The sequence below is a fragment of the Methylocystis borbori genome (assembly GCF_036576025.1).
In the GTDB taxonomy this organism is placed as follows: domain Bacteria; phylum Pseudomonadota; class Alphaproteobacteria; order Rhizobiales; family Beijerinckiaceae; genus Methylocystis; species Methylocystis borbori.
Genome location: NZ_JAZHYN010000008.1, coordinates 37,406 through 61,642, shown reverse-complemented (window position 1 = coordinate 61,642; position 24,237 = coordinate 37,406). Strand labels below are relative to the sequence as shown.

The 24,237-nt window shown below is 65.3% G+C and carries 22 protein-coding genes and 1 other RNA gene; 21 read left to right on the top strand and 2 right to left on the bottom strand.

What is annotated here, in order from left to right:
- The first annotated feature begins 153 nt into the window (after positions 1-153).
- Positions 154-936, top strand: coding sequence for an outer membrane protein (locus tag V3H18_RS04415; RefSeq protein ID WP_332080707.1), 783 nt, complete (start codon positions 154-156; stop codon positions 934-936).
- A 96-nt stretch (positions 937-1,032) separates the two neighbouring features.
- The gene (gene hrcA / locus V3H18_RS04410) at positions 1,033-2,121 is read left to right on the top strand and encodes a heat-inducible transcriptional repressor HrcA (protein ID WP_332080706.1); all 1,089 of its coding nucleotides are present in this window, start codon (positions 1,033-1,035) and stop codon (positions 2,119-2,121) included.
- Between the two features lie 14 nt (positions 2,122-2,135).
- Here hrcA and V3H18_RS04405 read toward each other — a convergent pair whose 3' ends face one another.
- Both V3H18_RS04405 and V3H18_RS04400 read right to left on the bottom strand, forming a co-directional pair.
- Complete coding sequence (locus V3H18_RS04405; RefSeq protein WP_332080705.1) at positions 2,136-4,385, bottom strand: primosomal protein N'; 2,250 nt, start codon at positions 4,383-4,385, stop codon at positions 2,136-2,138.
- 157 nt (positions 4,386-4,542) lie between these two features.
- Complete coding sequence (locus V3H18_RS04400) at positions 4,543-5,193, bottom strand: hypothetical protein (protein ID WP_332080704.1); 651 nt, start codon at positions 5,191-5,193, stop codon at positions 4,543-4,545.
- Positions 5,194-5,420: 227 nt separating this feature from the next.
- On the opposite strand from V3H18_RS04400, the gene rnpB reads away from it, so the two are divergent.
- From rnpB to ftsA, 19 genes are all read left to right on the top strand, one after another.
- Positions 5,421-5,798: RNase P RNA component class A (rnpB, locus tag V3H18_RS04395), an RNA gene on the top strand.
- Positions 5,799-6,087: 289 nt separating this feature from the next.
- Complete coding sequence (gene rsmH / locus V3H18_RS04390) at positions 6,088-7,125, top strand: 16S rRNA (cytosine(1402)-N(4))-methyltransferase RsmH (RefSeq protein ID WP_332080703.1); 1,038 nt, start codon at positions 6,088-6,090, stop codon at positions 7,123-7,125.
- Positions 7,126-7,539: a cell division protein FtsL gene (gene ftsL, locus V3H18_RS04385; RefSeq protein WP_332080702.1), complete on the top strand. Its 414-nt coding sequence runs from the start codon at positions 7,126-7,128 to the stop codon at positions 7,537-7,539.
- Complete coding sequence (locus V3H18_RS04380) at positions 7,536-9,311, top strand: peptidoglycan D,D-transpeptidase FtsI family protein (protein WP_332080701.1); 1,776 nt, start codon at positions 7,536-7,538, stop codon at positions 9,309-9,311. The genes ftsL and V3H18_RS04380 overlap by 4 nt, the downstream gene beginning before the upstream one ends.
- Positions 9,311-10,762, top strand: coding sequence for a UDP-N-acetylmuramoyl-L-alanyl-D-glutamate--2,6-diaminopimelate ligase (locus tag V3H18_RS04375; protein WP_332080700.1), 1,452 nt, complete (start codon positions 9,311-9,313; stop codon positions 10,760-10,762). Before V3H18_RS04380 ends, V3H18_RS04375 begins: the two co-directional genes overlap by 1 nt.
- Positions 10,759-12,177, top strand: coding sequence for a UDP-N-acetylmuramoylalanyl-D-glutamyl-2,6-diaminopimelate--D-alanyl-D-alanine ligase (locus V3H18_RS04370; RefSeq protein ID WP_332080699.1), 1,419 nt, complete (start codon positions 10,759-10,761; stop codon positions 12,175-12,177). The genes V3H18_RS04375 and V3H18_RS04370 overlap by 4 nt, the downstream gene beginning before the upstream one ends.
- 10 nt (positions 12,178-12,187) lie before the next feature.
- Positions 12,188-13,270, top strand: a complete 1,083-nt coding sequence (mraY, locus tag V3H18_RS04365) for a phospho-N-acetylmuramoyl-pentapeptide-transferase (RefSeq protein WP_332080698.1) — start codon at positions 12,188-12,190, stop codon at positions 13,268-13,270.
- Between the two features lie 2 nt (positions 13,271-13,272).
- The gene (gene murD, locus V3H18_RS04360; RefSeq protein ID WP_332080697.1) at positions 13,273-14,700 is read left to right on the top strand and encodes a UDP-N-acetylmuramoyl-L-alanine--D-glutamate ligase; all 1,428 of its coding nucleotides are present in this window, start codon (positions 13,273-13,275) and stop codon (positions 14,698-14,700) included.
- Positions 14,697-15,854 carry an FtsW/RodA/SpoVE family cell cycle protein gene (locus V3H18_RS04355; RefSeq protein WP_332080696.1) on the top strand — a complete coding sequence of 386 codons (1,158 nt, stop codon included), beginning with the start codon at positions 14,697-14,699 and terminating at the stop codon, positions 15,852-15,854. Before murD ends, V3H18_RS04355 begins: the two co-directional genes overlap by 4 nt.
- A gap of 10 nt (positions 15,855-15,864) precedes the next feature.
- On the top strand, positions 15,865-16,980 hold the full coding sequence (murG, locus tag V3H18_RS04350; RefSeq protein WP_332080695.1) for an undecaprenyldiphospho-muramoylpentapeptide beta-N-acetylglucosaminyltransferase: 1,116 nt from the start codon (positions 15,865-15,867) through the stop codon (positions 16,978-16,980).
- Complete coding sequence (murC, locus tag V3H18_RS04345; protein ID WP_332080693.1) at positions 16,977-18,389, top strand: UDP-N-acetylmuramate--L-alanine ligase; 1,413 nt, start codon at positions 16,977-16,979, stop codon at positions 18,387-18,389. Before murG ends, murC begins: the two co-directional genes overlap by 4 nt.
- A gap of 125 nt (positions 18,390-18,514) precedes the next feature.
- Complete coding sequence (locus V3H18_RS04340) at positions 18,515-18,796, top strand: ribbon-helix-helix protein, CopG family (protein WP_332080691.1); 282 nt, start codon at positions 18,515-18,517, stop codon at positions 18,794-18,796.
- Positions 18,774-19,226, top strand: a complete 453-nt coding sequence (locus V3H18_RS04335; RefSeq protein ID WP_332080689.1) for a type II toxin-antitoxin system VapC family toxin — start codon at positions 18,774-18,776, stop codon at positions 19,224-19,226. The genes V3H18_RS04340 and V3H18_RS04335 overlap by 23 nt, the downstream gene beginning before the upstream one ends.
- A 29-nt stretch (positions 19,227-19,255) precedes the next feature.
- Positions 19,256-20,176, top strand: a complete 921-nt coding sequence (murB, locus tag V3H18_RS04330) for a UDP-N-acetylmuramate dehydrogenase (RefSeq protein ID WP_332080688.1) — start codon at positions 19,256-19,258, stop codon at positions 20,174-20,176.
- 97 nt (positions 20,177-20,273) lie between these two features.
- Entirely contained in the window at positions 20,274-20,510 is a 237-nt protein-coding gene (locus tag V3H18_RS04325) for an AbrB/MazE/SpoVT family DNA-binding domain-containing protein (RefSeq protein ID WP_332080686.1), read from the top strand.
- The gene (locus V3H18_RS04320) at positions 20,497-20,850 is read left to right on the top strand and encodes a type II toxin-antitoxin system PemK/MazF family toxin (RefSeq protein ID WP_332080685.1); all 354 of its coding nucleotides are present in this window, start codon (positions 20,497-20,499) and stop codon (positions 20,848-20,850) included. The genes V3H18_RS04325 and V3H18_RS04320 overlap by 14 nt, the downstream gene beginning before the upstream one ends.
- Positions 20,851-20,874: 24 nt before the next feature.
- On the top strand, positions 20,875-21,798 hold the full coding sequence (locus V3H18_RS04315) for a D-alanine--D-alanine ligase (protein WP_332080683.1): 924 nt from the start codon (positions 20,875-20,877) through the stop codon (positions 21,796-21,798).
- A gap of 158 nt (positions 21,799-21,956) precedes the next feature.
- On the top strand, positions 21,957-22,763 hold the full coding sequence (locus V3H18_RS04310) for a cell division protein FtsQ/DivIB (RefSeq protein ID WP_408631759.1): 807 nt from the start codon (positions 21,957-21,959) through the stop codon (positions 22,761-22,763).
- Positions 22,764-22,781: 18 nt separating this feature from the next.
- Entirely contained in the window at positions 22,782-24,095 is a 1,314-nt protein-coding gene (ftsA, locus tag V3H18_RS04305; protein WP_332080681.1) for a cell division protein FtsA, read from the top strand.
- The last annotated feature ends 142 nt before the right edge of the window (positions 24,096-24,237 follow it).

Below are 24,237 nucleotides of genomic sequence, written 5' to 3'. Positions count from 1 at the left end.
TGCATGGAGGTGTGGCGGTTTGGCAACGGCGCGGGAAAAACCGCGTCCGCGGCCCGAAGATTAATTACGTCTCAGAGTTGAGGATGTTACCTTGCATTTGAAACCGCCGCTCCATTCGGGAGGGCGCGGCTTCGGCCGATTGGAGCGCGTCAGATGACCATTAAAACTATTATTGCCGGCGCTTTGGCGTCCGTTTTCATGATCGGCGCGGCTTCTGCCGCCGACCTCCCGAGCCGTAAGGCTCCGCCGCTTCCGCCGCCGCCGGCGCCTTTCAGCTGGGACGGCTTTCATATCGGCGTCAGCGGCGCCTATGGCGGCGGAGACGCGAGCTATTCCTCGAACATCTATTCGTTTGGCGGCGCAGCCCCGTTCTTCGGCCTGCAGACCTCGAATTCGTTCGGCACCAGCGGCTATCTCGTCGGCTACCAGAGCGGTTATAACTGGCAGTTCGCCAATGGCGTCGTTGTCGGTTACGAGGATGAATTCTCCTACGCCGACATTCGCGCCAATTCGAACAGCTTCGTCGGCGGCTCGGCGGCCCGCATCCAATGGTTCGGCACGGAGCGCCTGCGCTTCGGCTACGCCTTCGGACGCTTCCTGCCCTACATCACCGGCGGTCTCGCCTATGGCAAGGTCCGCTCCTCCGGCAGCGATTTCGTCAACGGCGCGTTATTCATGGGCAATAACCAACCGGTCTGGCAGGCCGGCTGGGTGGTCGGCGCCGGCCTCGAATATGCTGTGTTCGACAATTGGTCGGTCAAGGCGGAGTATCAGTACACGAGCCTGAACGGCCCCAACGGCGCCAGCGTCGGCTTCCCCGGCGCCTATCGCGTCTATCAGGGCAATCACCTCGACACCCATATCGCCCGGTTCGGCGTCAATTATAATATCAAGAGCATCGGCGCGCTGATCGGCTGGGACAATCTCGGCCTCTGAGCGGTTCGCCTCTCGGCGTCATACATAGCCCGGCTGCGAAATGGTTTCGCAGCCGGGCTTTTTTCGCGCCCGCGCCGATGCGATATTCTGATTGTCATGATCCGACACGTCCCGCTCGTCCCTCCCTCGGCCGCCAGCCTCGCTCAGCTCAGCGACCGGTCGCGCGAAATCTTCCGGCAGATCGTCGACGGCTATCTGGCGTCGGGCGACCCCATGGGCTCGCGCCAATTATCGCGCCTTCTTCCCATGACGCTGTCCCCGGCTTCCGTGCGCAACGTCATGCAGGATTTGGAGGAGCTCGGGCTCATCTACGCGCCGCACACCAGCGCCGGCCGACTTCCCACGGAGCTTGGCCTCCGTTTCTTCGTCGATTCGATGCTGCAGATCGGCGACTTGGAGGAAAGCGAGCGCGCCCGCATAGCGGCGGAAGTCGAGGCGGCCTCGAAAGACCATGATCTTGCCGGCGTCCTCTCGGAGGCGACGAGCCTGCTGTCGGGTCTGACCGGCGTCGCGGGCGTCGTCGTCGCCTCGAAGGACAATGTGCGCCTGAAGCAGATCGATTTCGTCCGCCTCGAGCCCGAACGCGCGCTGGCGATTCTCGTCGCCGACGACGGCAGGGTGGAGAATCGCGTCATTCCGGTGCCGCGCGACCTGCCGGCCTCGGCGCTGACGGAAGCGGCGAATTATCTCAACGCCCGCATCAGCGGCCGCACGCTGGCCGAGGCGCGCGCGAGCATCGAGGCATCCCGCAAGGCGGCGAAGCTCGAACTCGACGAATTGACGGCGCGCCTTGTCGGCGCGGGGCTCGCCAGCTGGACGGGCGCCAATTCCGAGGATCGTCAGCTCATCGTGCGCGGCCAAGCGCATCTGCTCGAGGACCTCACCGCCGCGGACGATCTCGAACGCGTGAGGCTGCTCTTCGCCGATCTCGAAACCAAGACCGAGGTGATCGATCTCCTCGAGCGCGCCGAGCAGGGCGAGGGCGTGCGCATCTTCATCGGCTCGGAGAACAAGCTATTCTCGCTCTCCGGCTCCTCGATGATCGCCGCGCCGTTGCGCGACGCCGATCGGCGCATCATCGGCGCGCTTGGCGTCATCGGTCCGACGCGGATCAATTACGCGCGTATCGTGCCGATGGTGGATTACACGGCTAAAGTGGTGGCGCGCGTCGTCGGCGGCGGCTGAAAATCGCTCCGCGCTTAAGAAAAATTCTGCGGATCGACGTCGACCTGCACGCGCACGCCGCCGCGCTCCTTCGGCCCAGTTGCGAGCATGTCGCGCAGGAAGGCCTGCATGTCGGCGCCGCGCGGACCCTTCGCCAGCAGCCGAAAGCGATAGCGGCCGCGAATCAGCGCGAGCGGCGCCTCGGCGGGTCCGAAAAGCGCGATCTCGCCCTCTGTTGCGAAGGCGCCGGGCGGGGCGACGCGATAGCGCGCCGATGGCTGAAGCTCATGGGCGGCGCGCGCGAGCGCCCGCGCATGCGCTTCGGCGACGCCGGCGTCCTTGGCCGAGACGATCAGCGCCGCGAGCCGGCCGAAGGGCGGCAGGCCGGCGCGCTCCCTGATCGCGATCTCCTGCGCGTAGAATTTTTCCGCGTCGCCCGACAGCAGCGCGGCGATGACCGGATGGCCGGGCTGAAAGGTCTGGATCAGCGCCCGGCCGGGCTTGTCGCCGCGCCCGGCGCGCCCCGTCACCTGATTGAGTAATTGGAAAGTGCGCTCGGCGGCGCGGGGATCGCCGCTGCCAAGGCCAAGATCCGCGTCGACGACGCCGACGAGCGTCAGATGCGGAAAATTATGGCCCTTGGCGACGAGCTGCGTGCCGATGACGATATCGAAGGCGCCTTTGGCGATCTCCTCCAATTCGCGCCGCAGCCGTTCGGCCCCGCCCGGAAAATCCGAGGAGAGCGTGAGGATGCGGGCGTCGGGGAAGAGCGTCGCCGCCTCTTCGGCGAGACGCTCCACGCCGGGCCCGCAGGCGGCGAGCGCGTCCTCGGCGCCGCATTCGGGGCAGACGTCGGGGCGGCGCTCGACATGGCCGCAATGATGGCACATCAGCGCGCGGCGAAAGCGATGCTCGACGAGCCAGGCGTCGCAATTCTCGCAGCGGAAGCGATGGCCGCAGACCCGGCAGAGCGTGAGCGGCGCATAGCCGCGGCGATTGAGAAAGAGCAGCGCCTGTTCCTGGCGCGCGATGGCCTCCCCGATCGCGAGGGCGAGCCGCGGCGCGATCCATCTACCGCGCGGCGGGCCTTCCGCGCGCATGTCGATCGCCTCCAGCGTTGGCATCAGCCGGGCGCGCGCGCGCGAATCGAGCCGCAAATGCTTATAGCGCCCGCGCATGGCGTTCACCCGCGATTCGATCGAGGGGGTCGCCGAGGCGAGCACGATCGTCGCTTCCTCGAAACGCGCGCGCGCGACCGCCATATCGCGCGCGTGATAGCTCACGCCGTCGTCCTGCTTGTAGGCGCCGTCATGCTCTTCATCGACGACGATGAGGCGCAAGTCGCGAAAAGGCAGAAACAGCGCCGAACGGGCCCCGACGACGACGCGCGCGTCGCCCGTCGCGCAGCCGCGCCAGATGCGCGCGCGCTTGCGCGCGGTGACGCCGGAATGCCATTCGGCCGGCTTTTCCCCGAAGCGCGCCGCGAAACGTTCGAGAAACTGCGTCGTCAGCGCGATCTCCGGCATCAGGACGAGCGCCTGTCCCCCCGCCTGCAGCGCGCGCGCGATCGCCTCGAAATAGACCTCCGTCTTGCCGGAGCCGGTGACGCCTTCAAGAAGGAATGGCTTGAAGGCGCGCGAGGCGAGCGCTTCAGCCAGCGCGTCGGCCGCGGCCTGCTGCGCCGCTTCCAGCGCCGGCGTCGCGAAACAGGGGTCGAGCGGGCGCTGGACGGGCTCGGGGGGCGCCGAGACGGTCTCGAGCGCCCCTTCGTCGACGAGCGCGTCGATGACTCCCGTCGAGCAGGCGGCGGCTTCGGCGAGCGCTTTTTTAGGATATGCGACGCCGCCCTCCGCCGCCTCCAGCATGCGCGCGCGGGTAGGGGTGGGGCGCGCGGGCGGCTTGCCCGTCGCGCGATAGAGCGTGCGCGCCGTCTCCGGCCCCGCGTCCTCGGCCGCGCGCGTCGCGAGCCGCAGCGCCATGCCGCGCGGCGTCAGCGTGTAGCGCGCGAGCCAATCGATGAAGTTGCGCAATTTCTCCGCGAGCGGCGGCCGGTCGAGCCGCTGGGAGATCGACTTGAGATTGCCGCGGGGGCCGGGGGCGGGTTCGACGGACCAGACGACGCCGTAAGCCTCGCGCTTGCCGAGCGGCGCGATGACGCTGTCGCCGGGCTGAAGCCGCATCGCCGGGGGCGCGAGATAGGAATAAGCCGCATCGACGGCGACGGGCGCCAAGACCTCGACGATCTGGGCCCCTGCCTCGCTTCCGTCGTCTCGCGCCGCGCACATGCGGCGGGCTTAAAGCAAATGGCGGCGGCCCGGAAGCGCCGCGCCCGTGCCAAATATTCACAAGCCTTGCGGCGCAATCTTGCCTTGCACGTGCTGCAGGTGTCCGGCAGAGTCCAAACGTAACAGTTGTCGCAGCACCGCTTGAATGGCTGCGAATCTAATCGCTATTATTGCATTCTGAGCTGTATGGACTTGGTTGCAAAACAATTGTGTTATCGGTGGTAGCGTTGGTAGGATTCAAGAGCGTGCAAAAGTTAATGTGGTGTGTGATTTCAGGATGAAATATATCTGCGTATTCCGCGTGGCCCCACATTATAATTTCGCCTTCTTTGTTTAGCGCTCGGATAACATCTTCCTGTTTGACTGCAATTCCTGCAAGTTCGGACGAACTATTGGGGCTAATAACTGAGTTTTGTAGGGGGACTTTGTTGTACGGCTTTGAAAAATCGTTACTATTTGGAATTCCTCCTTGAAAAAATCGAATTGAAGCCCACGCGATAAAGCGGGAGGTTCGAGTCCCTCCGTGGTTTTGAAATTTGTTAACGAATACATAAGAAGTCGGAGTTCCATCCTTCTCTTTAATGATAATTTCGTTTCCAGGAATTTGAGATACCAATGCCCGTAACTGTTCTCTATTGTCTGCCTGCGTTTGATTTGCTACGCTCCATTGTTGATATATAAACCAATCACTGATTACGGAAGCTATGACAAGGCATCCAGTAAAAATAGCGACGGCTCGCGTCCACCGAACCATTTCATTATCAAGATTTGAGGCCGATTTGTCTTCGGTAGGCTCACTAGTAGCCATACTCTAATCTCCAAGTTTACAATGGCAATGGAATCTGACGGATCATAGCTATTAACACCGCATACCGCTGGTTCAACCCCTGCTTCTATCGCCAAAATATACGCAATCGTTTGGCATGCGAGGCTTCAGTAGTCTGACGAAGGGCGTGCGCCCGTCAAGGCTACCAGCGTTCCGCCCTTCGACGCCGCCCTTGCATTGCGGCTCATGCGCGCCTATCCCCTAAGACGCCAGTCGGCTGGACGGCCGCTGCGTCATGCAGAGGAAAGTCCGGGCTCCACGGAGACACGGCGCCGGATAAGGTCCGGCGGGGGCGACCCCAGGGATAGCGCCACAGAAAGCAAACCGCCGCGCAAGCGGTAAGGGTGAAAGGGTGCGGTAAGAGCGCACCGCCTCAGCGGCAACGATGAGGGCACGGCAAGCCCCGCCGGGAGCAAGACCGAATAGGGGCGACGCGGAAATCGGCCGCAAGGCCGGTCTCCAAGCCCGTCTCCGGGCGGTCGCCCGGGTTGGTCGCCAGAGGCGGTCGGCGACGACCGTCCCAGAGGAATGGCCGTCACGTCCCGCAAGGGGCCATACAGAACCCGGCTTACAGGCCGGCTGGCGACTTTTCGACTATGGCCGGCGGCGGCCGCCCGTGGATATGGATCGGCGCCCATAAACCCTCCCTTAACACTAACAAAGCCTAATGCGGTCTGGCGCCATTTGGCGCTTCAGCATGCCGCCGCTTCGCCGACCCTTTGAAATCCAATGGCCCGCCACCTGACGCCGCAGAGACGAGTCGAGACGGCAAGACCGTCCGCCGCCCCCCGGCGCGCCCTATTTCCGGCGCGGCCGTCCCGAATCAGGGCGACGCCGGGGCGCGGCGCGCAGATGCGCAACGCAAGGAGAGAGGGAATGGGGCGGCGCGGCCATGATCCTGCTTCCGTAGCTCCTGGCGCGGCGCGTCACACGCCCGTCCTGCTCGCCGAGGCGATCGGGGCGCTGCGTCCCCACGCCGGCGGGCGCTATCTCGACGCGACCTTCGGCGCCGGCGGCTATACGCGCGCCATTCTCGCCCACGCCGACACACGCGTCCTCGCCCTCGACCGCGATCCCAACGCCATACGCGACGGCTATGCTCTGGTCGATGAGATGCGCGGACGGCTGACGCTCGTCGAGGCGCGTTTTTCGCAGCTTGAAGAGGAGGCGCGCGCGCAGGGCTTCGCGCCGCTCGACGGGGTCGTCTTCGACATTGGCGTCTCGTCGATGCAGTTCGACGAAGCGTCGCGCGGCTTTTCCTTTCGCGCCGAAGGCCCGCTCGACATGCGCATGGAGGGGCGCGGCGCGAGCGCGGCCGACATCGTCAATGAGGCGGATGAGGAGACGCTCGCCGACATTCTCTATTTTTACGGCGAGGAGCGCGCCGCGCGGCGCATCGCTCGCGCCATCGTTCACGACCGCGAGACGGCGCCGTTCACAACGACAAGAGCGCTCGCCGAAATGATCGCCCGCGTCGCGCCCAACCGCGCAATTGACATTCATCCCGCGACCAAGAGCTTCCAGGCGCTGCGCATCGCCGTCAATGACGAGCTTGGCGAATTGCTCGACGGGCTGATCGGCGCCGAGCGCGTTCTTGGCGAAGGCGGGCGCCTCGTCGTCGTGACCTTTCACTCGCTCGAAGACCGCATCGTCAAGCAGTTCCTCGCCGAACGCGCCGGGCGCGGCGAGACCGGCTCACGCCGCCTGCCGGGCGAATCCGCGCCGCCGGCGCCAAGCTTTATCTGCGAGGGCCGTCAGCCCGTGGCGCCGAGCGCGCAAGAGATCGCCTCAAATCCGCGCGCTCGCTCCGCGAAGCTGCGCTGCGCGAGGCGCACGGGCGCGGCGGCGCATCCGCTCGGCGCAAGACTGACGCGTCTTGCGCGCCTGCCTATTCGCGACAAGGGGAACCTATAGATGCTGCGGCTTCTCAACATTGTCGCGATCCTGATTTTGATCGGCTCGGCGGTTTACGTCTATTCGATCAAATATCAGACGAGCTTTCGCGCCGAGCAGATCGTCAAGACGAAGATCGAGATCAAGGCGGAGCGCGACGCCATCGCCGTGTTGCGCGCCGAATGGGCCTTCCTCACGCGGCCGGAGCGGCTGCAGCAGCTCGCCGACGTCTATCTGCCGGATTTGAAGCCGCTTGAATTGACGCAGATCGTTTCGGCGCAGTCATTGCCCGACAGGTCGCCGCGCATCGATTCCATCGGCCAGAAACTCGACGCGCTGGGCCTCAGCATGGCGGCGACGCCGCCCGCCGCCGCAAGCGCGCCCACGACGACGCCCAAAGCGCAGGGGCAAGCCCAAGAGCGACACAAGCCATGACGCAGACGACGCCCAACACGCCATCGACGCCGCCGCGCAAGGGCGGCCTGCGCGCCTTGATCCGGGCCGCCTTTTCGACGAGCCTCGCTTTGAGCGGCGCGCGCATGCGCCTCGCCGCTCTCGGCTTTCTCGCGCTTTATGGCGTCGTCGCCATTAAGCTCGTCTATCTTGGCTTGAAGCCCGAGGCGACGACGACGCGGCGCGCGGCGGCCGAGGCGGTCGCCGCTTCGCGCCCCGACATTCTCGATCGCAATGGCGAAGTGCTGGCGAGCGACGTGAAAGTGATGTCGGTCTTCGCCGAGCCGCGCCGCATTATCGATAAGGACGAGGCGACGGAGCTTCTGACCGCCGTTCTGCCCGATCTCGACGCGCGCGATCTGCGCGAGCGCCTCGGCACGAAGAAAGGCTTCGTCTGGGTGAAGCGCGAAGTGACGCCGCATCAGAGGGACGAGGTGTTTCACCTCGGCCTGCCGGGCGTCGGCCTGATCGCCGAAAACAAGCGGGTCTATCCCAATGGGCCGATCGGCGCGCATGTGCTCGGCTTCGCCAATATCGACAATCAGGGCATCGCCGGAATCGAGAAATATGTCGACGGGCAAGGCCTCGCCGATCTCCATGGCGCGGGCTTCGGCGTCACCCCTGACGATCTCAAGCCCATCTCGCTTTCGCTCGACCTTCGCGCCACCCATGCGCTGCGCGACGAATTGGAGAAGGGCGTCGTCCACTTCAAGGCCAAGGCCGGCGCCGCGGCGATCCTTGACGTCAACACCGGAGAAGTGATCGCGCTCGCCTCGCTGCCCGATTACGATCCCAACAAGCCGACCGAAGCGCTCGATCCCATTCACATTAACCGTATGAGCGTCGGCGTCTATGAGATGGGCTCGACCTTCAAGGCGCTGACCGTCGCCATGGCGCTCGACTCCGGCAAGATCAATCTCAATTCGCGGCTCGACGCGCGCGGCTCGCTCTCCTTCGGCCGTTTCAAGATTCACGACTATCATGCGCAAAACCGCGCGCTCAGCGTGCCGGAAGTCTTCACCTATTCGTCGAATGTCGGCGTCGCGCGCATGGCGATGGGGCAGGGCGTCGAAAAGCACAAAGCCTTTTTGCGCAAGATGGGCCAGCTGACGCGCATGCGCACGGAGCTGCCCGAAAGCGCCGAGCCCATCGTGCCGAAGAGCTGGGGCGAGTTGAACACCATGACCATTGCCTTCGGCCATGGCCTCGCGGTGGCGCCGCTGCAGGCGATGATGGCGGTCGGCGCGCTGATGAATGGCGGCTATCTCATCACGCCGACCTTCATCAAGCGCAGTGAGGAGGAGGCCAAGGAGAGCGCCGAGCGCGTCGTGAAGCCGGAAACGAGCGAAGCGATGCGCTATCTGATGCGCCTCAACGCGGAAATCGGCACGGCGCGAAAGGTCAATATCAACGGCTATTTCGTCGGCGGCAAGACCGGCACCGCGGAGAAGGTCGTCGGCGGCCATTATTCGAAGAACAGGCTTTTCACCACCTTCATGGCCGTGGCGCCCGCGGACCAGCCGAAGTATCTTTTCCTCACCATCATGGACGAGCCGCAGGGCCTGCCCGAAACCGGCGGATACGCCACGGCGGCGTATAACTCCGGCCAGGTGACCGGCGAGATCATCGAGCGAGTCGGTCCGATCCTCGGCCTTGCGCCGCGTTTCGAGCCGCCGCATCAGCCTTTTCCCCTCCTCGCGAAACTGGGTTACGGCTATGCGAACATTCCCGCGGCGCGCGGCGGAGGACATTGATGCTGCTTTCGGAGCTGCTTGCGACGCCTGACCTCGAGCCCGCCTTGCGCGGGCTTTCGGTCGCCGGCCTGACGGCCGACAGCCGCATGGCGCGCGAGGGTTTCGCTTTCTTCGCCATTCCCGGCCATGCCGGCGACGGATTGAATTTCGTCGCGGACGCGGCGGCGCGCGGCGCGCGCGTCGTCGTCGCGCAGCGCAAGGCCGACTCGCCGCTGCCGCTCATCGTCGTTTCCGACGCGCGCCGCGCTTTGGCGCTCGCCGCTGCGCGCTTTTTTCCGCGCCAGCCGCAAATGATCGCGGCGGTGACGGGCACGAGCGGCAAGACCTCCATCGTCGCTTTTCTCCGGCAGATATGGGCGGCGCTCGGCCATGACGCGGCTTCGCTCGGGACGGTGGGCCTCGTCGACAGCCGCGGCGCGCATTATGGCGCGCTGACGACGCCCGGACCCGTCGAATTGCATAGGACGCTCGACGAATTGACGGGCCGGGGGGTGACGCATCTCGCGATCGAAGCCTCTTCGCTCGGCATCGACCAGCGCCGGCTCGACGGCATGCGCATCGACGTCGCCGCCTTCACCAATTTCTCGCGCGACCATCTCGATCATCACGCCGATATGGAAGAATATTTCGCGGCGAAGATGCGGCTCTTCGATACGCTGCTGCATCCGGGCCAGACCGCGGTCGTCGACGCCGACAGCGACGCCGCGCCGCGCGTCATCGAGATTTGCCGCGCGCGGGGCCTGAACGTCTTTACGGTCGGCGCCAAGGGAGAGGCGATCGCATTGCTGTCGGCGGCGCCGCAGGCCTTCGCCACCTCGTTGCGCTTGCGCTGCGCCGGCGCCGACTATGCGGTCGAACTGCCGCTCGCCGGCGCCTTTCAGGTCTCCAATGCGCTTGTCGCCGCCGGCCTCGCCATCGCGAGTGGCGACGATTCCGTGCGCGTCTTCGCCGCGCTCAACGATCTCAAGGGCGCGCCGGGGCGGCTCGAACGCGTCGGCAGCCGTCATGGCGCGCCGGTTTTCGTCGATTACGCGCATAAGCCCGACGCGCTCGAGAAGGCCCTCGCGACGCTGCGGCCGCTCACCAAAAATCGTCTGATCGTCGTCTTCGGCTGCGGCGGCGACCGCGACAAGGGCAAACGCCCGCTGATGGGCGAGATCGCCGCGCGCGGCGCCGATCTCGCCATCGTCACGGACGATAATCCGCGCAGCGAGGAGGCGGCCGCGATCCGCGCCGCGATCTTAGCGGGCGCGCGCGGCGGACCGGCGGAAATCGTCGAGATTGGCGACCGGCGCGAGGCCATCGCCGCCGCCATTCGCCGCCTTCAGGCCGGCGATGCGCTCGTCGTCGCCGGCAAAGGCCATGAAACCGGCCAGATCGTGGGCGACCGGGTCTTGCCTTTCTCCGATCACGAGGCGATCGCAGAGGCGCTCGGGGAGCAGAATCCATGATGGGGAAACCCCTGTGGTCGGGACTGGCGCTGATCGGCGCGCTGCGCGCGCGCGCGAGCGGCGGCCTTGCGCGCGAGGCTTTCGGCGTTTCGATCGACACCCGCACGCTGCAGCCCGGCGATCTCTTCGTCGCGATCAAGGGCGAAACCCGCGACGGGCATGATTTTGTCCGCACGGCTTTCGAGAAGGGCGCGGCCGCGGCGGTGATCGACGAAGCCCATGCCGCCACGCTGGCCGGGGCGGGGCCGCTCTTCGTCGTGAAAGACGTGCAGCAGTCGCTGGAATGGCTCGGCCAGCGCGCGCGCGAGCGCAGCGGCGCCTTCATCGCCGCCATCACCGGCTCCGTCGGCAAGACCTCCACCAAGGAGATGACCCGGCTCATGCTGTCGCGCTTTGGCGAGACGCACGCCTCCACCGCCTCCTATAATAATCATTGGGGCGTGCCGCTGACGCTTGCCCGCATGTCGGCGACCGCCCGTTACGGCGTGTTCGAACTCGGCATGAATCACGCCGGCGAAATCGCCGGGCTCGTCGCGCAGGTGCGCCCGCATGTGGCGGTGGTGACGCGCATCGCGCCGGTGCATCTCGAATATTTCGCTTCGCTCGACGCGATCGCCGACGCCAAGGCGGAGATTTTTTCGGGTCTCGACGGCGGCGTCGCCATCATCAATCGCGACGACGGCTTTTTCGACCGCCTCGCCGAGGCCGCCGCCCCGACAGCCGGCCATATTCTGAGCTTCGGGGAGACGGAAGGCGCCCAGGCGCGGCTCGTCACCTATGAAGCCGTCACCGAAGGCGCCGTCGTCGAAGCGGAGGTTCTCGGCAGGCGGTTGCGCTTCGGCATCGGCGCGCATGGCAAGCATGTCGCGCTGAACGCGCTCGCGGCGCTGCTCGTCGGCGCCGTTTTCGACGTTGACCTCGAAGAGGCGGCGGCGGCCTTCGCCGATTTTGCGCCGCCCACGGGCCGCGGCCAGCGCGAGAGGATTATGACGCCGGATGGCGCCTTCACGCTGATCGACGAGAGCTACAACGCCAATCCGACCTCGATGCGCGCGGCCCTGGACGCGCTGGGCGCGGCGAAGCCCGGCGCGGGCGGACGGCGTATCGCCATTCTCGGCGACATGCTGGAGCTCGGGCCGCAAGCCGCCGAACTCCATGCGGGCCTCGCGGAGGCCCTTAGCGCCGCCAATGTCGATCTGCTATTCACCTGCGGGCCGCTGATGTCGCGGCTGAGCTTTGCGGCGCCCGACGCCATGCGCGGCGCGCATCGCGCGACGCCGCTCGAACTCGAAGAGGCCGTTCTCGCCGCCGTCCGCCCGGGCGATGTCGTGATGGTGAAAGGCTCCAACGGTTCGCGCATGTCGAAAATCGTCGCGGCGCTGAGAAACGCCTCCGTCTCCGAGCCGGCGCGCTAAGGAAGAAACGATGTTCACTCTGCTCGCGGACCTGTCCCATCTCTACAGTCCGCTCAATATCTTTCGCTACATCACCTTTCGCGCCGCCATGGCGGCGGCGACGGCGCTGTTCTTCGTCTTCTTCTTCGGCCCCGGAGTCATCGCGGCGCTGCGCCTCAAACAGGGCAAGGGCCAGCCGATCCGCGAGGATGGGCCGGCGTCCCATCTCGTGACAAAAAAGGGCACGCCGACGATGGGGGGATTGATGATCCTCTCGGGCCTCGTCGCGGCGACGCTGCTTTGGGCGAATTTGCGCAACGCCTATGTGTGGATCGTGCTTTTCGTCACGGTCAGCTTCGGCTTCATCGGCTTTTACGACGATTATCTCAAGGTGACGAAACAGACCCATGCCGGCTTCTCCGGCAAGGCGCGCCTCGCGCTGGAATTTTTGATCGCTGGCGTCGCCTGCTATCTGCTGATGCAGACGGGCGGCGAGAACATGACCAAGCTCGCCATTCCGATGGTGAAGGGCTATGTCGCGACGCTCGGTCCCCTTTTCATCGCCTTTGGCGCCTTCGTCATCGTCGCCGCCGGCAATTGCGTCAATCTGACGGACGGTCTCGACGGCCTCGCCATCGTGCCGTCGATGATCGCCGCCGGCGCCTTCGCGATCTTCGCCTATCTCGTCGGCAATTCGATCTTCTCCAATTATCTCGGCGTCAATTACGTCGCTGGCGTCGGCGAACTCACCATCGTCTGCTCTGCCTTCATCGGCGCGGGGCTCGGCTTCCTGTGGTTCAATGCGCCGCCCGCGCAGATTTTCATGGGCGATACGGGCTCGCTCGCGCTCGGCGGGCTTGTGGGCGCCGTCGCCGTCGCGGTGAAGCAGGAATTCGTGCTCGTGATCGTCGGCGGGCTCTTCGTGATCGAAGGCGCCTCGGTCATCATCCAGGTCGGCTATTTCAAGCTGACGGGCAAGCGCATCTTTCTCATGGCGCCGATCCATCATCACTTCGAGCAGAAGGGCTGGAAGGAGCCGCAGATCGTCATCCGCTTCTGGATCATCGCCTTCGTGCTGGCCCTCATGGGCCTCGCCACCTTGAAGCTGAGGTGACGATGACGCCCATCGAAACTTTCAAGGACAAGCGCGTCGCGCTTTTCGGCCTGGGCGGTTCCGGCCTTTCGACCGCGCGCGCGCTCATCGCCGGCGGCGCGCGGGTCGCCGCCTGGGACGATAGCGAAGCCGGCCGGCTGAAGGCGGTCGCCGAAGGCGTGGCGCTCGATGACCTCCGCGGCGCCGACTGGCGCGGCTTTGACGCGCTTATCCTGTCGCCCGGGGTGCCGCTGACGCATCCCGAACCCCATTGGACCGTGCTGGCGGCGCAGGCGGCGGGCGTCGAAATCATCGGCGACATCGAACTCTTCTGCCGCGAGCGCGAGGCGCGCGCCGGGGGCGCGCCCTTCATCGCCATCACCGGCACCAACGGCAAATCCACGACGACGGCGCTGATCGCGCATATTCTGCGCGAGGCGGGGCGCGACGTGCAATTGGGCGGGAATATCGGCGTGCCGATCCTCGATCTCGAGCCGCCGTCGGACGAGCGCATCCATGTCATCGAATGCTCGTCCTTTCAGATCGACCTCGCGCCGTCGCTCGCGCCGACGATCGGCGTGCTCATCAACATCACGCCCGATCATATCGATCGCCACGGGACGATCGAGAATTACGCCGCGATCAAGGAGCGGCTCGTCGCCGCTTCGGAAGTCGCGCTTGTCGGCGTCGACGACGCTTATTGTCACGCCATCGGCGCGCGGCTTGCGGCCCGTGACGAGCCGGACAAGCGCGTCGTCCCCGTCTCGGCGACGCGGGCGCTCGACTGGGGCTTCTATGTCGAGGAGAAAAGCATTTATTTCCGCGAAGAGGGCCATCCGCCGGAGGAAGCCGAGCAGGTCGCCTCGTTCGAAGGCGCGCGCGCGCTTCGCGGCGCGCATAATGCGCAAAACGCCGCCTTCGCCGCCGCCGCCGCCTGGGAATGCGGATTGGACGACGAAGAAATCGCGCGCGGCTTGACGAGCTATCCTGGCCTGCCGCATCGCATGGAGGAGGTCGGCCGCATCGAGCGCGCGCTCTTCATCAATGACTCCAAGGCGACCAACGCCGACGCCGCGGAGAAGGCGCTGAAAAGCTTTGCCGACATCTATTGGATCATCGGCGGGCGCTCGAAAGAGGGCGGGATCGAGCCCCTGCGTCCGCATTTCGCGCGCATCCGCAAGGCCTATCTCATCGGCGAGGCGAGCGCTGATTTCGCCAAGACGCTCGATGGCGCGCTGCCCTATGAGCATTGCGAAACGCTCGACGTCGCGACGACGCGCGCGGCGCTCGACGCGCTGGCGTCGGACGCGGACGAGCCGGTCGTGCTGTTGTCGCCCGCCTGCGCCTCTTACGATCAATTCAAGAATTTTGAGACGCGCGGCGATGCGTTCCGCGGCCTCGTTCACGGACTTCCCGCCGTCATCGCGGCTCGAAGAGGAGGATCGACATGATCTCGCGCGCGCAGCGAACCCCATTCTCGGATTGGGCCTGGACGGTGGACCGCTGGCTGCTCGCCAGCCTCGCTTTGCTGATCGTCGCCGGGCTCGTGTTCGCCATGGCAGGCAGTCCGCCGGTCGCGGAGCGGCTGCATCTGCCGACCTTCCATTTCGTCAACCGGCAGGTGCTTTATCTCTTGCCGGCGCTCGCGGCGATGATTGCGACATCCTTTCTGTCGCCGCGGCATGTGCGACGTTTGGCGCTCGTCATCTTCGCCATTTCGCTCGCGCTCGTCGTCGCGACGATTTTCTACGGACAGGAAGTGAAGGGCGCGAAGCGCTGGATTTTCGGCATACAGCCGTCGGAATTCCTGAAGCCCGCCTTCGTCGTTCTCGTCGCCTGGGCCTTTTCGGAGGGCGCGCGGCGCAAGGACGTGCCCGGCAACCTCATCGCCCTGCTGCTGTTGCCGCTCACGATCGGGCCTCTGATCCTGCAGCCGGACTTCGGCCAGACCATGCTGATCTCCATCGTCTGGGCGGCGCTGTTCTTCATGGCGGGACTGCATTGGATCTGGGTCGTCGGGCTTGGCGGGGTCGGCGGCGCGTCGGCGCTCCTTGCCTATAAATTCGTGCCGCATGTCCATGCGCGCATCGAGTCCTTTCTCGAGCCGCCGCCGCCCATCGCCGGCGTGCCCACGAATTTCCAGTCCGAGACGGCGCTCGAGAGCTTCATCGCCGGCTCCTGGTTCGGCAAGGGTCCGGGCGAGGGCGTGGTGAAGCGCATCTTGCCCGACTCGCATACGGACTTCATCTTCGCGGTCATCGGGGAAGAATTCGGCATTATCGTCTGCATCGCGCTCGCTTCCGTCTTCGCCTTCGTCGTCGTGCGCGGGCTGTTCTCGGCGGCGCGCAACGACGACCCCTTCTGCCGTTTCGCGACGGCGGGCCTCATCATGCTCTTTGGCTTGCAGAGCCTCATCAACATGGCGGTGAATGTGCATCTCATGCCGGCGAAGGGCATGACGCTGCCTTTCGTCTCCTATGGCGGCTCGTCGCTGATTTCGCTCTCGCTCGGCATGGGTTTCCTGCTCGCCGTCACGCGCAAGCGCCCCCGCACGCGGGTGCTGACCGAGATTGCGGCGAGCGGCGCGCCCGCGGCGGCGCGATAGAACGCCAAAGATGATCTCATCCCCCATTCTTCTCGCCGCCGGCGGCACCGGCGGCCATCTCTTTCCCGCCGAGGCGCTCGCGCATGCGCTTGACGCGCGCGGACTTGCGGTCGAGCTCGTCACTGACGAGCGCGCGCTGCGCTATGGCGGCGCCTTTCCGGCGCGGGCGTTGCATGCCATTCCGGCGGCGACGCCGCGCGGCGGCTCGCTCATCGCCAAGGCGGTCGCCGTCGCGCGCCTCGCGATGGGCGTCGCGCAGGCGGTCGCGCTGCTGCGTCGGATCAAGCCCGCCGCGGTGATCGGCTTTGGCGGCTATCCGACGGTGCCGCCGCTGCTCGCCGCCGCTTATCTCGGCCTGCCGAGCGCCCTGCATGAGGCGAATGGCGTCATGGGCAAGGCCAACCGCTTTCTCGCGGGGCGCGTCGACCGGATTGCCGCCGGCCTGCCGACGCTTTCCGTTCCGCCCCCTCTTAAGGGCAAGGTCGTCGTCACCGGCAATCCGGTGCGCCCCAATGTGCTGGCGGCGGCGCAGACGCCTTATCCGGGTTTCGACCATGGCGTCTTTCGGCTTCTCGTCACCGGCGGCTCGCAGGGCGCGCGGGTGATGGCCGACATCGTTCCCGAGGCGCTCGCGGCGCTGCCCGAGGATCTTCGCCCGCGCGTGCGCGTCGTGCAGCAGACCCGGCCGGAGGACATCGCTCGCGTCGAGGCGATCTATTCGGGCGCGGGGGCGAACGCGGAGATCGCGCCCTTTTTCACCGATCTTCCCGCGCGCATCGCCGCGGCGCATTATGTGATTGCGCGCGCCGGCGCCTCGACCGTCTCGGAGCTGGCGGTCATCGGCCGTCCGGCGATGCTCGTGCCCCTGCCGCATTCGCTCGATCAAGATCAGGCGGCGAACGCCGCCTTTCTCGAACAGGCTGGCGGCGCCGAGACGGTGCGCCAGAGCGATTTCACGCCGGAATTTTTGACGCGACGCCTTACGGAACTCATAAATGCGCCGGCTGAGCTCGCCCTGCGCGCGGAGGCCGCGAAACGCGTCGGCGTCGCGGACGCCGCCGAACGTCTCGCCGATCTGATCATAGACGTGGCGCGAGAAGGCGCCGCGAAACGGAGTAACGGATGAAACTGCCGCGCGAACTCGGCCCCATTCATTTTGTCGGCATCGGCGGCATCGGCATGTCCGGCATCGCCGAAGTGCTGCTCAATCTCGGCTACAAGGTACAGGGATCGGACGCCGCCGAAAACGCCAATGTCAAGCGCCTCATCGAAAAGGGCGCGACGGTCAGCGTCGGCCATGACGCGAAGAATCTCGGCGAAGCGGCGGTCGTCGTCGTCTCGACCGCGATCAAGCGCGACAATCCCGAACTTATCGCCGCGCGCGAGAAGCGCCTGCCGGTGGTGCGCCGCGCCGAAATGCTCGCGGAATTGATGCGCCTCAAGCAATGCGTCGCCATCGCCGGCACGCATGGCAAGACGACGACGACGTCACTCGTCGCGACGCTGCTCGACGCCGGCGGCCTCGATCCGACCGTCATCAATGGCGGCATCATCAATGCTTATGGCACCAATGCGCGTCTTGGCGCCGGCGACTGGATGGTGGTCGAGGCCGACGAAAGCGACGGCACTTTTCTCAAACTGCCGGCCGATGTCGCCATCGTCACCAATATCGATCCCGAACATCTCGACCATTTCCACACATTCGACGCCATCAAAGAAGCCTTCCGCAATTTCGTCGAGAATATTCCCTTCTACGGCTTCGCGGTGATGTGTCTCGATCACCCGACGGTGCAGGAGCTTGTCGGTCGCATCGAGGATCGCCGCGTCATCACCTATGGCGAAAATCCGCAGGCCGATGTGCGGCTGCTCGACGTTGATCTCGCCGGCGGCGTGTCGAAATTCAACGTGCTGCTGCGCGACCGCAAGACCGCGCAGGCGATCTATCTTGAAAATCTCGTGCTGCCGATGCCGGGCCATCACAATGCGCTGAACGCCACGGCGGCGGTCGCGGTGGCGAACCAGCTCGGCCTGTCGCCGGAGCAGATCCGCAAGGCGCTCGCGGGCTTTGGCGGCGTCAAGCGGCGCTTCACCAAGACCGGCGAATGGAACGGCGTGCAGATTTTCGACGACTATGGCCATCATCCCGTCGAGATCGCCGCCGTGCTGCGCGCGGCGCGCGCCTCGACCAAGGGCAAGGTCGTGGCGCTGATGCAGCCGCATCGCTATACGCGGCTGCAGTCGCTCTTTGACGCTTTCGCGACCTGCTTCAACGACGCGGATGTGGTGATCATCGCCGACGTTTATCCCGCCGGCGAGCAGCCGATCGCCGGCGTCGATCGCGACGCGCTCGTTTCCGCGATCAAGGCGCATGGCCATCGGCGCGCGATGGGGCTGCCGTCGCCCGAAGTGCTGCCGGCGATGATCCGAGAGATCGTCGCGCCCGGCGATTATGTCGTGTGCCTCGGCGCCGGCAATATCACGCAATGGGCTTATGCGCTGCCGGAGCAATTGGCGGCGGGGCAGGAAGCCATTTGAGTGAGACGCCAAAATGCGAGTGGTGTTGACAAGCTTCCATGTCCGTCAAGCCATAGGCGCACCATGTTGACTTCGGCGGGACGGCGAGTACAGTTCACTACATCGTAGTCAAACTTCTGAGCCTCATGAAATCCGCCGCGCCCGCGCCGACATCCGTTCGCCTCTCTGGCGAAACCCGCAAAATCCTCGACGAGGCGGCGCGGCGCACGCGCCGCTCGCGTTCTTATCTCGTGGAGGAAACGCTAAAGCAGTTTCTTCCGCGCATCGTGCAGAAGGAAACCCAGCCTTCGCCCAAAGAGCGCATTCGTCGCCTGAAGGAGCTGGAGGGCATAGGCTACCGGCTTGTCGGACCGCAATCCATTGAGGAGATCGACGCGCGCATCCGTGAATTCCGTGGCGACGAATGAGACGCTTCCGGCCGAAGGCGGGCGGGCCTATTTCGACGCAAACTCGGTCATCTATTTCATCGAGGCGAATCCGGAATTTTATTCGAAGATATCCAGCCTCTGGTATGCCCTGATTGAACAAAACACGACCTTTGTCACCAGTGAAATCTGCGTTGCGGAATGCTTCTACGGCGCTTTCAGACGTCAGAGTCAGGTGCTCGAAAACGGTTACGATCGACTGTTCTTTGAGGAGGGGACTTTTGACATTCGGCCTGTGGACCTCGAAACGCTCATTGGTGCGGCGCGCCTGGGCGCCGATCTTGGCCTAAGACTGATAGACGCTGTGCATTTTCGAACGGCGTTGGCCGCGCAATGCGATATCTTCGTCACCAACGATCGCCGCTTCCGTTCAAGTCATGGCGTGCGCGTCGTCCAAATCGCCGAGCTGTGACGTAGCGTCGATCAAGCCGAAAGCCGCACATGACTTTCCCAGACATTTCCGCCGACATCGCCGCCGCCATGCCGCAATTGCGCGGGCGCGTCGCGTCGAACGAGCCGCTTGCGCCTTACACTTGGTTTCGCGTCGGCGGCCCGGCGCAAATCCTGTTCATGCCGGTCGACGAAGCCGACCTCGCCTATTTCCTCGCGCATTTGCCGCAAGAAATTCCGGTCACGGTCGTCGGGCTTGGCTCTAATCTCATCGTGCGCGACGGCGGCGTCGCAGGCGTCGTCGTGCGGCTGTCGGCGAAAGGCTTCGGCGAGATCGTCGTCGATGAGGGCGATCGTTTGCGCGTCGGCGCCGCCGTGCCCGACGTGAAGGCGGCGCGCGCCGCGGCGGAAGCGGGGATCGACGGCCTCGCCTTCTATCGCGGCATTCCCGGCGCCATCGGCGGCGCGCTGCGCATGAACGCCGGCGCCCATGGCGGCGAGACGAAAGATGCGCTCATCGAAGCGCGCGGCGTCGATCGCGCCGGCGCCCTCCGCGTCTTTTCCAACGCCGATCTCGGCTATTCCTATCGTCATTGCTCGGCGCCCGACGATGTCATCTTCACGCAGGCGCTCTATCAGGGGCGCCCGGGCGATCCCGCGACGATTCTTGCCGAGATGGAGCGCATCACCGCCGCGCGCGAAGCCTCGCAGCCGATCAAGGAGAAGACCGGCGGCTCGACTTTCAAGAATCCCGAAGGCCGCAGGGCCTGGGAGCTGATCGACGCGGCGGGCTGCCGCGGCCTTGTCGTCGGCGACGCGCAGGTAAGCGAGATGCACTGCAATTTCCTCATCAATCGCGGCAAGGCGACCGCCGCCGACATTGAGGCGCTCGGCGAAGAAGTGCGCCGCCGCGTGCGCGAGACGAGCGGCGTCGATCTGCATTGGGAAATCAGGAGAATAGGCGTCGCGTGACATGACAGCGTTGATCGATGCTGGGGTGACAAAAACAAACCCTTGCGCCTATTCGTGTAAGGCTGTAAGTTGGTAAGACCATTATGGAGGCTTGTCGTTGGCGTCGGCGAAGCAAAAACCCGTTTACTCGAAAGTCTCTGTCAAGAGCCAGACAGTGTTGCCGCGCGAAGTGCGTGAGCGTCTAAAGATAAAGCCGGGCGACAGGCTCCGTTATGTTTTTGATGAAGGCGGCGTACGCATTGAACGAGGCTCTTCTGCCGAGGGCGAAGACCCCTTCGCGACATTCAGCGAGTGGTCGAGCGAGATAGATGACGCCGCCTATGGCGACCTCTGACAAAATTCGTTACGCGCCGGGAGATATCATTGTCGTCCCTTTTCCATATTCCGACCAATTCGCCGAGAAGCGACGCCCGGCGCTCGTCGTGTCCAACGCCAAGGTCCAATCGCAAGGCTACATATGGGTCGTTATGATCACCAGCGCGCTGCATTCGCGCTTCACGAATGATCTTGAGATAGACGACCTCGCTCAGGCGGGCTTGTCTTCGCGCTCAATCGTCAGACCGGTGAAAATCACCAATGTCGAGCCTGCTCGCGTTATCCGGCGCGCGGGCCGGTTGAAGCCTGAACAAGCCGCCATCGTTTTTGACGTAGTGAAGTCCTTCATCGGGCGCTAAGCCCTGTCAAAGAGCAGGCTGAGTATGACCAAACACGTCGCCGTGCTGATGGGCGGACTTTCCGCCGAACGCGAGATTTCGCTGCGCTCGGGGGAAGCTTGCGCCAAGGCGCTCGAAGAGCAGGGCTTTCGCGTCTCGCGCGTCGACGTCGGCCATGACGTGGCGCAAGTCCTGTCGGCCTTGAAGCCCGACGTCGCCTTCAACGCGCTGCATGGCAAGTTCGGCGAAGATGGCTGCATTCAGGGGGCGCTGGAGCTCTTGCGCATTCCCTATACGCATTCCGGCGTTCTCGCGTCTTCCGTCGCCATGAAGAAGGATGTCGCGAAAGTCGTCATGGCCGCGGCCGGCGTACCGGTGCCCAAGGGACGGGTCGTGCATCGGGCGGACGCCGCGAGGGCGCATGCGCTGGCGCCGCCCTATGTGCTCAAGCCCGTCTCGGAGGGCTCGTCCTTTGGCGTCTTCATCGTCAAGGCGGACCAGGAGCATCCGCCGCAGGAGCTCACCCGCGCCGACTGGGCGCATGGCGATCTGATGCTCGCCGAGCAATTCGTCGATGGGCGGGAACTGACCTGCGCGGTGATGGGCGATCGCGCGCTCGACGTGATCGAAATCGTCGCGGCCGACGGCGGCTGGTACGACTATCACGCGAAATACGCCAAAGGCGGGTCGAAACACGTCCTTCCTGCGAATCTTAAACAGAATATTTACCAAGAGGTTCAACATTTGGCGCTCGAGGCTCATCGAGCTCTCGGCTGTCGCGGCGTGAGCCGCGCAGACTTCCGATACGACGACCGCCCCGGAGGTACGGGCGAGCTCGTCGTATTGGAAGTCAACACCCAGCCGGGCATGACCGAGACCTCGCTCGTGCCAGAAATGGCGGCTTTTGCAGGTTTTTCTTTCGGCGAGCTTGTCAAATGGATGGTGGAAGACGCGTCCTGCGATCGTTGATCGAGTCGTTTTCGGCTCCGCATTCGCTTGCCCCCGTCGCTGCCGTCTCCGCTTCCGTCCATGCCCATCCGGCCCCGGCCTACGGCGCCGCCGCCGTTAACCCCGCCCTCCCGCGCGCCCCGGCGCGAAAAGGGCGGGGCGCGCGCCTTTTGGCCCGTATGGCGTTCTTGGCGCGGCCGGGCGTCGGCGCTGTCGCCGTCTTCGCCTTTTTCGGCCTCGTCGGCCTCTGCGGCTTCGTCGAGAATGGCGGCTACGCCGATCTCGTGGCGCATGAGGGCGAGCTTTACGACATCGCCGCGCGCGCGGCAGGCTTCCCGGTTTCAGCCGTCACCATCACCGGCCAGTCGCGCCTGACCGAGCGCGAACTGCTCGACGCCGCCGGCGTCGGCCCGCGCAATTCGCTTCCCTTTCTCGACGCCGCCGCGTTGCGCGACCGGCTGATGGCGCTTCCCCTCGTCAAATCGGCGCGGGTGATGAAGCTTTATCCCGATCGCCTCATCGTCGCGATCGAGGAGCGTCAGCCGAGCGCGCTCTGGCAGCGCGACGGGCGCGTAGCGGTCGTCTCCGAGGACGGCGTGCCCATCGACGAATTGCGCGACCAGCGCTATCTCGGCCTGCCTTTCGTCGTCGGCGAGGGCGCGCAGAAGCGCCTGCCCGAATTCGCGATGTTGATGAAGGTCGCGGGCGATCTCGCGCATCGGGTCAAGGCTGGCGTTCTCGTCGCGGGCCGGCGCTGGAACTTCGAGATGACGAATGGCGTGACCGTGAAGCTGCCGGAGACCGATCCGTCCGGCGCGCTGGAGACGCTTGCGCGCCTGCAGCGGGAAGCGCGCATTCTCGACAAAGATCTCATGTTCATCGATTTGCGCATTCCCGATCGCGTCGCCTTGCGCTTGACGGAAGATGCGGCGGCGGCGCGCGAAGCGCAGCTCGCGCCCCGCAAATCGTCGAAACATGGCGGGTAGAAAAGTGGTGGTGAGAGCATGACCTCGCATATCGTTCCGCCCCGCATGAAGCCGCTGTCGCCGCGCCGCGCGGCGACTTTCGCCGCGCTGGACATCGGCACGTCGAAAATCGCCTGCCTCATCGCGCGGCTCACGCCCATCGGCGCCGTCGCGCCCGGCGACTGGCGGACCCATCGCATCCGCGTCGTCGGCATCGGACATCAGCGTTCGCTCGGCGTGAAGAATGGCCTCGTCGTCGACATGGACGCGGCGGACGCCGCCATCCGCCAGACCGTCGACGCGGCCGAACGTATGGCCGGCATGCAGATCGACCGCGTCATCGTCACGGCGTCGGGCGGCCGTCTCGCTTCCGAACATTTCCAGGCGACGCGCGCGATCGGCGGCCGCGAGGTCGCCGAGCACGATATTCATCGCGTGTTGGAGGCCTCCGCCGCGCATCATCTGCATCGCGGCCGGATCGCCGTGCATTCCTTGCCGACGGGTTTTTCGCTCGACGGCGTCGCCGGCATTCGCGAGCCCAAGGATATGATCGGCGAGGAGCTTGGCGTCGATCTCCATGTCGCGACTTGCGATTATGCGGCGGCGCGCAATCTCGTGCTGGCGGTCGAGCGCGGCCATCTCGGCGTCGAGGCGCTCGCCGCCGCGCCTTATGTGGCCGGCCTGTCGACGCTCGAGCCCGACGAAGCGGAGATGGGCGTCGTGCTCGTCGACATGGGCGCCGGCTCGACTTCGGTCGCCGTCTTCGCCAAAGGCGAGATGATCCATCTCGACGCCGTGGCGCTCGGCGGCAATCACGTCACCATGGACATCGCACGCGGCTTGGACGCGCGTCTTGCCGATGCGGAAAGGCTGAAGACCTTTCACGGCTCGGCGATCGCCTCGCCCTCCGACGAGCGCGAGACCTTCTCCTTCGATCACGTCGGCGACAGCGGCGACCATAAGGCGCATGCGCCAAAAGCGCATCTCGTGCGCATCATCCGTCCGCGCGTCGAGGAAACGCTCGAATTCCTGCGCGATCGCCTGGCCAAGGCCGGCTATCCGAGCGGCCCGGGCCGGCGCGTCGTGCTGACGGGCGGCGCGAGTCAATTGACCGGCGTCGCGGAGGCGGCGCGGCGCATTCTTGGCGGACAGGCCCGCGTCGGCCGTCCGATCGGCGTCTGGGGCATGCCGGAAGCGGCGAGAAGCCCCGCTTTCGCCGCCGCCGTCGGCCTGCTGGTCTATCCCCAGGTCGCTGGCCGCGAATATTTCGAACCGCGTCGGATCGAGCGCGCGGCGACCGGAACCGACGGCTACATGACGCGCGTAGGCAGATGGTTAAGAGAAAGCTTCTAGCATCGGGGGAAAGCGATTCTCCTGATTCGGGCGCCGACCCTGAGGGCGGGGGAGCGTCGAACAGAATTGCCAAGGACGACGCGTTCGGCGACCGGGCGTCCAAGGGCGAAGGACAACGGGCGCCGAGTCGTTAAAGGGAATA